This window comes from Streptomyces sp. NRRL B-24085 (assembly GCF_001282115.1).
GTDB lineage: Bacteria > Actinomycetota > Actinomycetes > Streptomycetales > Streptomycetaceae > Streptomyces.
The window spans coordinates 1-12,465 of the sequence record NZ_LJBR01000066.1 but is presented as its reverse complement, the minus strand read 5'-3'; the positions used below and the strand labels follow the sequence as shown (position 1 = coordinate 12,465).

Here is a 12,465-nt window from a genome sequence, read left to right as displayed (position 1 = left end):
GTACTGCAGGGGGGACCCTGTGGGAGAGTAGGACACCGCCGAACAATCTTTGGAGGACCCCTGGTCCCAGCGTTCAGCTGGGACCAGGGGTCCTTTTGTTTTTAGAATGCTTGCAGTACCGAAGACAGGAGTCACCATGTCCACCAACTCTCCCGACGACCGACCGGAACGCGACCAGCGGCGACGGGACGGTGGTGACCGCGGCGACCGCGGTTACCGAGGAGACCGTGGAGACCGTGGTGACCGTGGCGGCTTCCGTCGCGACAACGACCGCGGTACAGGCGACCGCGGCGGCAATGACCGTGGCGGCAATCGCGGTGGCGGCTACGGCCGGCGTGACGACCGCCGCGATGACCGCCGTGATGACAACCGCGGCGGTGGCTACCCCCGACGGGATGACCGACGGGATGACCGTCGAAGCGATGACCGCGGCGAGCGGGGCGGCTTCCGTCGCGACGACAACCGCGGTGGCGGCTTCGCACGGCGTGACGACCGTGACCGTGGCCCGCGTGGGGACGACCGTGGACCTCGCCCCGCCTTCCGTCGCGACGACCGCCCGACCGGGCCCCGTCGTGACGACCGCGACCGTGGGTTTCGACGCGACGGTGACCGGCCTGCCTTCCGCCGGGACGACCGCGGGGACCGTGGCGAGCGCGTGGAGCGCCGCGACAACGACCGTGGCGGCTTCCGCCGTGACGACAACCGTGGTGGCGGGTACGGGCGTCGTGACGACCGACGCGACGACCGTCGGGGCGATGACCGCGGGGACCGTAGCGGCTTCCGGCGCGACGACAACCGTGCCGGCGACCACCGTGGTGGGGACAACCGCGGTGGCGGGTACGGACGACGTGACGACCGTGACCGCGGCTTCCGCGACAACGACCGTGGTGGCTTCCGTCGCGACGACCGCGGGGACCGCGGCGGCTTCCGTCGTGATGACAACCGCGGCAGCTACGAGCGCCGTGACGACCGACGCGACGACCGTCGGGGCGATGACCGCGGGGATCGCGGGGGCTTCCGTCGTGATGACAACCGCGGCAGCTACGAGCGCCGCGACGACCGACGCGACGACCGTGGCGGTTTCCGCCGGGACGACAACCGGGGCGAGCGCGGGGGTTTCCGTCGTGACGACCGGCGGGACGACCGTGGCGGGCGCGGTGGGCCCCGCAGGGACGACCGGGGTGGGCGACCCGGGTTCCGTGGCCGGGACGACCGGCGCGGTGGCGACGACCGGCGTGGCCCCGGTGGCGGTCGGTTCCGTGACGAGCGGGACCGCGACCGTGAGCCGATCAAGCGGCTGCCGATCCCCGAGGACGTCACGGGCGAGGAGATCGACAAGGACGTACGCCAGGAGCTGCAGAGCCTGCCGAAGGGGCTCGCGGAGGATGTCGCCAAGAACCTGGTGATGGTCGCCCGGCTCATCGACGAGGACCCCGAGGGTGCCTACGGCTACTCCAAGGTGGCCCTGCGGCTGGCGTCGCGTGTCGCCGCCGTACGGGAGGCGGCCGGGTTCGCGGCGTACGCCAACCAGAAGTACAGCGAGGCGCTCGCCGAGTTCCGGGCCGCGCGGCGGATGACCGGGAACGTGGAGCTGTGGCCGGTCATGGCCGACTGCGAGCGTGGGCTCGGGCGGCCGGAGAAGGCGCTGGACATGGCCGGTGCGCCCGAGGTGCACAAGCTGGACAAGGCCGGTCAGGTCGAGATGCGGCTCGTCGCGGCCGGTGCCCGGCGTGACATGGGGCAGCTCGACGCGGCCATCGTGACGCTGCAGAGCCCCGAGCTGGCCTCCAACTCGGTGCAGCCGTGGACCGCGCGGCTGCGGTACGCGTACGCCGACGCGCTGCTCGCGGCCGGTCGGGAGGACGAGGCGCGGGAGTGGTTCGCCAAGGCCGTCGAGTCCGACAAGGACGGCAGCACGGACGCCTCCGACCGGCTCGCCGAGCTCGACGGGGTCGAGTTCGTCGACGCCTTCGACGAGGACGAGACCGAGGCTGACACCGAGGGCGCCGAGAAGGTCGTGGCAGACGATGTCGACGACGAAGAGGGCGACCTCAAGGACTGACGCACGCGCGGACAGGTGAGCAAGGGGCGGGATCCCGGGATCCCGCCCCTTCGTGCTTCACACGTCCAGCGCGCGCAGGACCAGGCCGGACGCCGGTTTCGGCCCGAACGACGTCGACTTGCGGGGCATCGTGACGCCCTGGCGGGCGAGGTCGCGGACGACGTCCTCGCGGACCGGGTGCATCAGGACCGCCGTGCCGCCGTCGCGTTCCGCCTTCTCGACCGTGGCGGCCGTGTCGTGGATGTAGGCGATGCGGGCGGGGTCGTCCTCGGGGATCTGCCAGACGTGGGCGAGCAGCGTGGCGTGCAGGACCGTGGCGTCCAGGGTGCGCCAGGCGGTGGGGCGGTCCGCAGGGACCGTCCGGGACAGCAGGCCGGGGTCGGGGCGGTCCACGAGGTGGAAGGCGCCGTCGCCGGCGAGGAGGAACGCGTTGCCCGCGCAGGCCGCGTCGGCGAGGGTGTCCAGGGCCTCGGCCAGGGGCACGTCGAGGCGTCGTACGCGGAAGAGGCCGTCGAGGAGCTCCAGGGAGCGGGAGACCGGGACGCCGTGCAGAAGGCGGTGGATGGCGCGGACGCGCAGGGGATAGCGGGCCGTGTCGACCAGGAGGACCAGGCCGTGGTCCCACGGGCTGGGGGAGGGGTGCTCCGCGCGTAGACGGCGGTAGGTGGCCCAGCGGTGGTGGCCGTCGGCGATGAGGGCCTGGTACTGGGTCAGGTCGGCCTGGATGCGGGCCACTTCGGCGGGATCGGTGATCGACCACAGACGGTGGCTGTAGCCGTCCTCGGTGGTGGTGGCGAGGAGCGGGGGCTGTTCGGCCGTGTGCTCGATGGCGGCCGTCGTGACGGACTCCGTGCCGTTGCCGCGGTAGGTGAGCAGCAGGGGTTCCAGGTTCGCGCAGGTGGCGCGCATGAGGGCGGCGCGGTCGGCGACGACGTGCGGCATGACGTCCTCGTGGGGCAGGACCACGCCCTCCGACGGCTCCGACAGGCGCAGGGTGCCGATGAGCCCGCGTTGGAGCAGGCCGGCGCCGTCGTCCTGTTCGTAGACGTACAGGCCGGGCTTGCGATCGGCGGCCAGGACGCCCTCGGAGAGCCAGCCGCGCAGGGTGCGGGCCGCCTGTTCGTTGCGTTCGGCCGGGGTGGTGGCCTGCGGGAGGATCAGCCGGACGATGTTGTACGGGTCGTTCGACTGGAGCTGGTGCAGGCCGTCGGGGCGGACCACGACGTCGTACGGCGGGGATGTCACGGCGGCGAGGCTGCCGACCCGGTCGGGGTCGTAGCGCAGGCCTCGGAACGGGGTGAGTTCCAGGCCTCGGCGCGCCGTTGCTTCCGGGTGACCTGCTGTGTTCATCCCGGCATCGTACGGGTGTCGGTGGCATGGGGGATGATCGGGGGAAAGCCGTCGAACGAGGAGCGATGCGGAATGAGTCAGCGCGTGAGGACGAGGCCCGAGGGCAGTGGGCAGGCCCTGAGCGAGGCGTACGACACCGCGCTGCTCGACCTCGACGGGGTGGTGTACGCGGGCGGGAACGCGATCGCGCACGCCGTCGAGTCGCTCGCCACCGCACGCGAGGGGGGTATGCACCTCGCCTACGTCACCAACAACGCGCTGCGGACGCCCGATGCCGTGGCCGGGCACCTCACCGAGCTGGGGATACCGACGGGTGCCGAGGACGTCATCACCTCCGCGCAGGCGGTCGCGCGGCTGATCAGCGAGCAGGTGCCGGCCGGGGCGCGGGTGCTGGTGATCGGTGGTGAGGGGCTGCGGGTGGCGCTGCGGGAACGGGGGCTGGAGCCCGTCGAGTCGGCCGACGACGACCCGGCGGCCGTGGTGCAGGGCTTCGGCGGGCCGGACCTGCCCTGGGGGCGGTTCGCCGAGGCGAGTTACGCCGTTGCGCGCGGGGTCCCGTGGTTCGCGTCGAACACGGACCTGACGATTCCGAGCGGGCGGGGGATCGCGCCGGGCAACGGGGCCGCGGTGGAGGTCGTGCGGATCGCGACCGGTGCCGAGCCGCAGGTCGCGGGAAAGCCGCTGCCTCCCATGCACCGGGAGACGATCCTGCGGACCGGCGCCGAGCGGCCGTTGGTGGTGGGGGACCGGCTGGACACCGACATCGAGGGCGCGTTCAACGGCGAGGTGGACTCGCTGCTCGTGCTCACCGGTGTCACCGACGGCGCCCAGCTCCTGGCCGCGCCGCCGCAGCACAGGCCGACGTATGTGGACCAGGATCTGCGGGGGATGCTCACCGGTCAGCCCGAGGTCGTCGAGGCGGGCGACGGTTTCCGGTGCGGTGGCTGGACCGCCACGGCCGGGAAGGCGGGGCGGCTGGAACTCGACGGCGACGGGGAGGCACTGGACGGGCTGCGGGCGCTGTGCGCGGCGGCCTGGACGGCGGCCGGGGACGGTGTGTGCGAGCTGGACGCGGGGAAGGCGCTGGCCAGGCTGGGGCTGTGACGGCGGGGTGCGGGGTCCTGTGAGTCCGGTGACGTTCGCGTCTCGGGATCGTGGCTGGTTGGCAGGGTAGGCTAACCTAACTGCGTGTTGGTCGACAGTCCTCCCGAACAGCGCGCGGAGACCGCCCCCGCGCCCCCAACCCGCCGGGCGATACGGGTCCTTGGGCTCCTCGTGTCCGTCGCGATCCTGGTGCTCGTCGCGACGGCGAGCATTGCGGTCGGGGCGAAAGGACTGTCCGTGGAGCAGGTCTGGCACGGGCTGTTCCAGGACACGGGGAGCTACGCCGACGTCGTGGTGGCCGACCGGCTGTCGCGGACCGTCCTCGGGCTGCTCGCGGGGGCCGCGCTCGGCCTGTCCGGGGCGGTGCTCCAGGCGCTCACCCGCAATCCGCTGGCCGACCCCGGACTGCTCGGCATCAACGCGGGCGCGTCCGCCGCGGTCGTCACCGCGATCACCTTCTTCGGCGTCACCTCGCTCAGCGGGTATGTGTGGTTCGCCTTTGCCGGCGCGGCCGCGGTGGGCGCCCTGGTCTGGTTCCTGGGCGGCAGCCGGGGTGCCACGCCGGTGCGGCTCGCGCTGGCCGGTACGGCGATCAGCGCGGCCCTGTACGGCTACCTCCAGGCCGTGATGATCACCGACGACCAGGCGCTCAACAAGATGCGCTTCTGGACGGTCGGTTCGCTGTCCTCGGCGGACAACTCGACCATCCTCCAGGTGCTGCCCTTCCTCGCGACCGGCTCCCTCCTCGCCCTCGGGCTGGCCAGGCCGCTCAACGCGATGGAGATGGGCGACGACACCGCCAAGGCCCTCGGCGCCAACCTCAACCGCACCCGGGCGCTGGCCATGCTCTCCGCGACCGTGCTGTGCGGGGCCGCGACCGCCGCCTGCGGCCCGATCGTGTTCGTCGGCCTGATGGTGCCGCACATCGTGCGCTCCTTCACCGGACCCGACCTGCGCTGGATCCTGCCGTACGCGACCATCCTGTCGCCCGTGCTGCTGCTGGGCTCCGACGTGATCGGCCGGATCGTGGCCCGGCCCGCGGAGCTCCAGGTCGGCATCGTCACCGCGATCATCGGCGGGCCGGTCTTCATCTTTCTCGTACGACGGCGGAGGACGGCCCAACTGTGAGGACCAACCGTGCCATCAGGACCCCCGGCGGGCTCTCCGTCCGGCTGGACGTCCGGGCCGCTGTCGTCGTCGCCCTGATCCTGCTCGCCGCGCTCATCGCGAGCGTCGTGCTGATCGGCACCGGCGACTTCCCCATCCCCGCCGGGGACGTGCTCAAGACGCTGCTCGGGAACGGCAACGCCGGGCAGGAGTTCATCGTCAACGAGCTGCGGCTGCCGCGGGTCCTCGTCGGACTCCTGGTCGGCGCCTCGCTCGGACTCGGCGGCGCGCTGTTCCAGGCCGTCTCCCGCAATCCGCTGGGCAGTCCCGACGTCCTCGGCCTCAGCCAGGGGGCCACGGCCGGGGCGCTCACGGTGATCGTGCTGTTCTCCGGGAGTGCGAGCCAGGTCACCCTCGGCGCGCTCGTGGGCGGCCTGGTGACCGGGCTCGCCATCTATCTGCTGGCCTGGAAGCAGGGGGTGCACGGGTACCGGCTGGTCCTGGTCGGCATCGGCGTCTCCGCGATCGTCACGGCGGTCAACGGCTATCTGCTGACCAGGTCGACGATCACCGAGGCGGCCCAGGCCGTCGTCTGGATGACCGGCTCCCTCAGCGGCCGGGACTGGACGCAGGTGTGGCCGCTGCTGTGGCTGTGCGCCGTCCTCGTCCCGCTGGTCCTCGCCAACGCGCGCGGCCTCAGGATGATGGAGATGGGCGACGACGTGTCCAACGCGCTCGGGGTGCGCGTCGAACGCGTACGGCTGCTGCTCCTGGTCGCCGCCGTCCTGCTCACCGCCGCCGCCACCGCGGCCGCCGGACCGGTCAGTTTCGTCGCGCTCACCGCACCGCAGCTGGCCCGCCGCCTCACCCGCTCGCCCGGCCCCAACCTGCTGCCGTCCCTGTGCATGGGCGCGACCCTCCTGGTCACCGCCGACCTGGTCTCGCAGAAGGTCTTCGGCGCCGATCAGCTGCCCGTCGGCGTGGTCACCGGAGTCCTCGGCGGTGTCTACCTGCTGTGGCTCCTGGTCACCGAGCGCAGGGCGGGCCGGATATGAACGCCCCAAAGAGCACAAGGAGCACAAGGAGCACCGTGAACCGCCTGTCCGCCGACACCGTCACCCTGGCCTACGACCAGCGCGTCATCGCCGAGCAGCTGTCGGTGGAGATACCCGACAACTCCTTCACGGTGATCGTCGGCCCCAACGCGTGCGGCAAGTCCACGCTCCTGCGGGCCCTGTCGCGCATGCTCAAGCCCAGTCAGGGCAAGGTGCTCCTCGACGGACAGGTCATCCAGTCGATGCCGGCGAAGAAGGTCGCCCGCACGCTCGGCCTGCTCCCGCAGTCGTCGATCGCGCCCGACGGAATCACCGTCGCCGACCTGGTCGGCCGCGGCCGCTACCCGCACCAGGGCATCCTGCGCCAGTGGTCCACCGAGGACGAGCGGGTCGTCCAGGAGTCCATGCGGCAGACCGGGGTCGCCGAACTCGCCGAACGGTACGTCGACGAGCTGTCCGGCGGTCAGCGGCAGCGGGTGTGGATCGCGATGGCGCTCGCCCAGCAGACGCCCCTGCTGCTCCTGGACGAGCCGACGACCTACCTCGACATCCAGCACCAGATCGACGTCCTCGACCTCTGCGCCGAGCTGCACGAGGAGCAGGGCCGCACCCTGGTCGCGGTCCTGCACGACCTCAACCACGCGGCCCGGTACGCCACTCATCTCATCGCGCTCAAGGGTGGGCGGATCATCGCCGAGGGCGCCCCCAACGACATCGTCACTGCCGAGCTGGTCGAGGAGGTCTTCGGACTGCGCTGCCAGGTCATCGATGACCCGGAGACGGGCACACCGCTGGTGGTGCCGGCCGCGCGCAAGGCACGCGCGGGCGTGATCGCTAAAGAAGCTTCCTGAGCTGGAACAGGTCCCTGAGGCCCGCCTCCAGCTTCACCCGGCCCGAGCCCCATGCCTTGGCGAAGTTCAGCTCGCCGTCGACCAGCGCCACCAGGTCGTCGCCGGACATGGTCAGTCGGATCTGGGCCTTCTCCCGGGGAGGACCTTGCAGGGTGTCGTGCACCACGATCCGGCCGCCGGTCATGCGACCGACGAAGGTGACGTCGAGATCGGTGACGCGGCAGCTCACCGAGCGGTCCATGGACGCCGCCGCGGCGACGTCCCCCTCGGCGTTGCCCATGCTGTCGGAGAGCTTCTCGAGTGCGGCGCGGCACTCCTCGATCGTGGCCATCGCGATCGACGGTACCCCAGCGGTTCGAGGTAGCGTCTGGGCATGAGCGACGCTGTTCCGGAGCCTTCACACGAGGCCGCGGTCGAGCCCGGGCACGACCCGGCCGCCCCCGCCCCTCTGAACGTCCCTCGCACCCCCACCGGCAACGCGGAGGTCGACGCCGGACTGGAGCGGCTCGGTGACGCCGACCACCTCGCCACGGACGGACACGTGGAGGTGTACGAGGATGTACACCGGGGGCTGCGCGACGCGCTCACCGCGCTCGACGCCCGCCCGGGACCCCCGGCGCCCTCACCGTCGTATGACCAGAGGGCGCCCTCACCCTCGTATGGCACTAGGAGCTGAACCGAACGTGGCAGGAGTCGCACGCCGTCGGCTGGACGCGGAGCTGGTCCGGCGGAAGCTGGCGCGCTCGCGTGAGCACGCCAGCCAGCTGATCGCGGCCGGGCGGGTCACCGTCGGCAAGACCGTCGCGACCAAGCCCGCCACGCAGGTGGAGACCGCGGCGGCGATCGTGGTGCAGAGCGACGACGGCGATCCCGACTACGTGTCCCGGGGCGGGCACAAGCTCGCGGGGGCGCTCGACGTGTTCGTGCCGCAGGGGCTCGTCGTCGAAGGGCGGCGGGCGCTGGACGCCGGCGCCTCCACGGGCGGGTTCACCGATGTGCTGCTGCGGGCCGGGGCCGCGCATGTGGTCGCCGTCGACGTCGGTTACGGCCAACTCGCATGGTCTCTCCGGAGCGATGAACGCGTCACCGTCAAGGACCGTACGAACGTACGCGAGTTGACGCTCGAAGCGATCGATGGGGAACCAGTGGATCTTGTCGTGGGGGACCTGTCCTTCATCCCGCTCGGACTGGTACTGCCCGCCCTGGTGCGGTGCGTGAAGCCGGACGCCGATCTGGTGATGATGGTGAAGCCGCAGTTCGAGGTGGGGAAGGAACGGCTGGGCAGCGGGGGAGTGGTACGGAGCACGCAGCTGCGGGCGGAGGCCGTGCGGGGAGTGGCCGAGAAGGCGGGCGAGCTCGGGCTCGGGGTGAACGGGGTCACGGCCAGTCCGCTGCCCGGGCCCTCGGGCAATGTCGAATACTTTCTGTGGCTGCGTGCCGGGGCGCCCGCCCTGGACCCGGCCGATGTCGACCGTGCAGTTGCGGAGGGGCCGCGTTGAGCCAGAACCGAGCTCGTACTGTTTTCCTGCTCGCCCACACCGGGCGGCCCGCGGCCATTCGCAGTGCCGAGCTGGTCGTGAAGGGGCTGCTGCGCTCCGACATCGGGGTGCGCGTCCTGGAGTACGAGGCGGCCGACCTGCCGCTGCCGCCCGAGGTGCAGCTGGTCAAGGAGGCGACCCCGCAGTGCCTCGAAGGGTGCGAGCTGCTCATCGTGCTCGGCGGTGACGGGACGCTGCTGCGCGGCGCCGAGTTCGCGCGCGCGTCCGGGGTGCCGATGCTCGGCGTCAACCTGGGCAGCGTCGGGTTCCTCGCGGAGGCCGAGCGGGACGACCTCGACAAGGTCGTCGACCGGGTGGTGTCCAAGGCGTACGAGGTCGAGGAGCGGATGACCGTCGATGTCGTCGTTCACCGGAACGGGGACATCGTCCACACCGACTGGGCGCTGAACGAGGCGGCCGTGCAGAAGGCCGGCGCCGAGAAGCTCCTCGAGGTCGTGCTGGAGATCGACGGGCGGCCGGTGACCGGGTTCGGGTGCGACGGGATCGTGCTGTCGACGCCCACCGGGTCCACCGCGTACGCCTTCTCCGCGGGCGGGCCCGTGGTGTGGCCCGAGGTGGAGGCGCTGCTGATGGTGCCGATCTCGGCGCACGCGCTGTTCGCGAAGCCGCTGGTGACCTCGCCGAACTCCGTCCTGGCCGTGGAGCTGCTGCCGCATATTCCGCCGGGGGTGTTGTGGTGTGACGGGCGGCGGACGTTCGAGTTGCCGCCGGGGGCCCGGGTGGAGGTGCGGCGGGGGGCTGTGCCGGTGCGGCTGGCTCGGCTGCATCACGCGTCCTTCACCGATCGGCTTGTGGCGAAGTTTGCGTTGCCGGTTTCCGGGTGGCGGGGGGCGCCTCACTAGCCAACCGTGGGAGGTGGTTGCGGAGCGTGAGCGGCTGCGAGCCGGTGGGGCTTCTCGCGCAGTTCCCCGCGCCCCTGAAGGCCTGACACTCGCCCGAGTGACAAGGGCACCTCGCACTTGCCCGCCCGGACCTCGTAAGGTCTTCACCGTGCTGGAAGAGATGCGGATACGGTCGCTCGGAGTCATCGATGACGCTGTCGTCGAGCTGTCGCCCGGGTTCACCGCTGTCACCGGTGAGACGGGTGCGGGAAAGACCATGGTGGTCACCAGCCTCGGTCTGTTGCTCGGTGGGCGGGCGGACGCGGCGCTCGTACGGATCGGGGCCGAGAAGGCGGTCGTGGAGGGGCGGATCACCGTGTCCGCCGGCGACTCCGTCGTCGTACGGGCCGAGGAGGCCGGGGCCGAGCTCGACGACGGGGCGCTGCTGATCAGCCGTACCGTTTCCGCCGAGGGGCGGTCGCGGGCGCACCTGGGCGGGCGGTCGGTGCCGGTCGGGGTGCTCGCCGAGCTCGCCGACGAGCTGGTCGCCGTCCACGGGCAGACCGATCAGCAGGGGCTGCTCAAGCTGAACCGGCAGCGGCAGGCGCTGGACCGGTACGCGGGCGACGCGGTCGCCGTGCCGCTCGCCAAGTACACCGAGGCCTACCGGCGGCTGCGGGCCGTCTCCGTCGAGCTGGACGAGATCGTCACGCGCGCGCGTGAGCGGGCCCAGGAAGCCGACCTGTTGCGGTTCGGGCTCGACGAGATCGCGGGGGTGGAGCCGCGGGCCGGCGAGGACGTCGAGCTGGCGGAGGAGGCCGAGCGGCTCGGACACGCCGAGGCGCTGTCGTCCGCCGCCACGGCCGCCCATGCCGCCCTCGCGGGCAACCCCGAGGACCCCGAGGGGATCGACGCCGCGACGCTCGTGGCGGGCGCCCAGCGGGCTCTGGAGGCCGTACGGTCGCACGACCCGGCCCTCGCCGCGCTCGCCGACCGGATCGGGGAGATCGGGATCCTGCTCGGCGACGTGGCCGGCGAGCTCGCCGGATACGCCGACGACCTGGACGCCGATCCGCTGCGGCTGTCGGCCGTGGAGGAGCGGCGGGCCGCGCTCACCGCGCTGACGCGCAAGTACGGCGACGACGTGGCCGCCGTGCTCACCTGGGCCGAGCAGAGCGCCGCGCGGCTGACCGAACTGGACGGCGACGACGAGCGGATCGAGGAGCTGACCGCCGAGCGGGACGCGCTCAGGGCCGAACTGGGCGGACTCGCGCAGGCGTTGACGGATGCCCGGACCGAGGCCGCGGAGCGGTTCGCGGCGGCGGTGACGGCGGAGCTGGCCTCGCTGGCGATGCCCCACGCGCGCGTGTCCTTCGCCATCCGGCAGACCGAGGACCCGGACGGCGTGGAGGTCGGCGGGCGTGCGGTCGCGTACGGACCGGCCGGTGCCGACGAGGTCGAGCTGCTGCTCGCCCCGCACCCGGGCGCCCCGCCGCGGCCCATCGCCAAGGGCGCGTCCGGCGGTGAGCTGTCGCGCGTGATGCTGGCTGTCGAGGTGGTGTTCGCCGGGACCGACCCCGTGCCCACGTACCTCTTCGACGAGGTCGACGCCGGTGTCGGCGGCAAGGCGGCGGTGGAGATCGGGCGCCGCCTGGCACGGCTCGCGAAGACGGCGCAGGTCGTGGTGGTGACCCACCTGCCGCAGGTGGCGGCCTTCGCCGACCGGCAGTTGCTGGTCGAGAAGACCAACGACGGTTCCGTGACCCGGTCCGGTGTGAAGGTGCTGGAGGGCGAGGAGCGGGTTCGGGAGCTGTCCCGGATGCTCGCCGGACAGGAGGACTCGGAGACGGCCCGGGCGCACGCGGAGGAGTTGCTGGCCACGGCCCGGGCGGACGCGTGAGGGATGCGTCGCCGGGGCGCACATGGTCCCTGGGGCTCACCGCTGCCCTGACGCGCGCCGGGACGGCCCTCCTCCGCGCCAAGGCGCCGGGCGGCCGGGAGCGGTGGGAGCGGAAGAACTACGCCGGTCGGACGGTGGAGTTGTACGCCGGCCCCGCGAGTGCGCTGGCCGCTTCGGTCGGGGCCTGGCGCGTTCGGCCCGCCGCGGGGCTCGCTGTCGCCGTCGCCGGGCTCTGCGGGGCCTACGACGACCTCGCCGGGGACCACCGGCGGGGCTTCCGGGCGCATCTGGGTGCGCTGCGGGACGGTGAAGTCACCAGCGGGGCCGTCAAGTTGTTCGGGATCTCGGCGGCCGGGCTCGTCGCGGGCGCGCTGATGAAGGAGCGGGTCGCCGACAAGGTGCTCGCGGGTGTCGTCATCGCCGGGACCGCGCATTTCGTCAACCTCGTGGACGTACGGCCCGGTCGGGCGGCCGCTGCGGTGGTGGCGCTCGGGGTGCCGGGGATGGCGCGGTCGGAGCTGGCCGGCGTGGCCGTGGGGGCGGCTGCCGCTGTGCTGCCGGACGACCTCGGTGAGCGCGCGATGATCGGGGACGTGGGGGCGCATGCGATGGGGGCGGCGCTGGGAGCGGCTGTCGTCGTGGGGAACGGGAGGGTG

12 protein-coding genes and 1 pseudogene are annotated in these 12,465 nt (G+C 72.4%); 11 read left to right on the top strand and 2 right to left on the bottom strand.

The genetic code is table 11. The annotated features are described in order from the left end of the window. Positions 1-136: 136 nt before the first annotated feature. Together AOJ26_RS45195 and AOJ26_RS44875 are read left to right on the top strand one after the other, a co-directional pair. A pseudogene (locus AOJ26_RS45195) lies at positions 137-1,276 on the top strand (hypothetical protein); the annotation flags it as partial. Between the two features lie 21 nt (positions 1,277-1,297). Then, positions 1,298-2,062: a tetratricopeptide repeat protein gene (locus AOJ26_RS44875; protein ID WP_199828843.1), complete on the top strand. Its 765-nt coding sequence runs from the start codon at positions 1,298-1,300 to the stop codon at positions 2,060-2,062. 57 nt (positions 2,063-2,119) lie between these two features. Here the strand turns inward: AOJ26_RS44875 and AOJ26_RS10075 are convergent, their stop codons facing one another. Beyond that, positions 2,120-3,412 (bottom strand): DUF1015 family protein, encoded by a 1,293-nt coding sequence (locus AOJ26_RS10075; protein WP_053847885.1) that lies wholly within the window; start codon positions 3,410-3,412, stop codon positions 2,120-2,122. Positions 3,413-3,484: 72 nt separating this feature from the next. Here AOJ26_RS10075 and AOJ26_RS10070 point away from each other — a divergent pair, with 72 nt between their 5' ends. The 4 genes from AOJ26_RS10070 (at position 3,485) to AOJ26_RS10055 (ending at position 7,529) form a co-directional block, all read left to right on the top strand. Further along, the gene (locus tag AOJ26_RS10070) at positions 3,485-4,516 is read left to right on the top strand and encodes an HAD hydrolase-like protein (protein WP_053847884.1); all 1,032 of its coding nucleotides are present in this window, start codon (positions 3,485-3,487) and stop codon (positions 4,514-4,516) included. Between the two features lie 84 nt (positions 4,517-4,600). Further along, positions 4,601-5,644 carry a FecCD family ABC transporter permease gene (locus AOJ26_RS10065; RefSeq protein WP_053847883.1) on the top strand — a complete coding sequence of 348 codons (1,044 nt, stop codon included), beginning with the start codon at positions 4,601-4,603 and terminating at the stop codon, positions 5,642-5,644. Then, positions 5,641-6,678 carry a FecCD family ABC transporter permease gene (locus AOJ26_RS10060; protein WP_053847882.1) on the top strand — a complete coding sequence of 346 codons (1,038 nt, stop codon included), beginning with the start codon at positions 5,641-5,643 and terminating at the stop codon, positions 6,676-6,678. Before AOJ26_RS10065 ends, AOJ26_RS10060 begins: the two co-directional genes overlap by 4 nt. Further along, on the top strand, positions 6,675-7,529 hold the full coding sequence (locus AOJ26_RS10055; protein WP_078959825.1) for an ABC transporter ATP-binding protein: 855 nt from the start codon (positions 6,675-6,677) through the stop codon (positions 7,527-7,529). The genes AOJ26_RS10060 and AOJ26_RS10055 overlap by 4 nt, the downstream gene beginning before the upstream one ends. Here AOJ26_RS10055 and AOJ26_RS10050 read toward each other — a convergent pair. Then, on the bottom strand, positions 7,513-7,860 hold the full coding sequence (locus tag AOJ26_RS10050; protein WP_053847880.1) for an SCP2 sterol-binding domain-containing protein: 348 nt from the start codon (positions 7,858-7,860) through the stop codon (positions 7,513-7,515). The genes AOJ26_RS10055 and AOJ26_RS10050 overlap by 17 nt on opposite strands. A 42-nt stretch (positions 7,861-7,902) precedes the next feature. Here AOJ26_RS10050 and AOJ26_RS41700 point away from each other — a divergent pair, with 42 nt between their 5' ends. The 5 genes from AOJ26_RS41700 to AOJ26_RS10030 form a co-directional block, all read left to right on the top strand. Next, on the top strand, positions 7,903-8,205 hold the full coding sequence (locus AOJ26_RS41700; protein ID WP_078959824.1) for a hypothetical protein: 303 nt from the start codon (positions 7,903-7,905) through the stop codon (positions 8,203-8,205). Positions 8,206-8,212: 7 nt separating this feature from the next. Continuing rightward, positions 8,213-9,028 carry a TlyA family RNA methyltransferase gene (locus AOJ26_RS10045; RefSeq protein WP_053847879.1) on the top strand — a complete coding sequence of 272 codons (816 nt, stop codon included), beginning with the start codon at positions 8,213-8,215 and terminating at the stop codon, positions 9,026-9,028. Beyond that, on the top strand, positions 9,025-9,930 hold the full coding sequence (locus tag AOJ26_RS10040; RefSeq protein ID WP_053847878.1) for an NAD kinase: 906 nt from the start codon (positions 9,025-9,027) through the stop codon (positions 9,928-9,930). The genes AOJ26_RS10045 and AOJ26_RS10040 overlap by 4 nt, the downstream gene beginning before the upstream one ends. Before the next feature lie 160 nt (positions 9,931-10,090). Beyond that, positions 10,091-11,809 carry a DNA repair protein RecN gene (recN, locus tag AOJ26_RS10035; RefSeq protein WP_053847888.1) on the top strand — a complete coding sequence of 573 codons (1,719 nt, stop codon included), beginning with the start codon at positions 10,091-10,093 and terminating at the stop codon, positions 11,807-11,809. Beyond that, on the top strand, positions 11,806-12,465 hold a 660-nt coding region (locus tag AOJ26_RS10030; protein ID WP_053847877.1), incomplete at its 3' end, for a hypothetical protein. The genes recN and AOJ26_RS10030, both read left to right, overlap by 4 nt.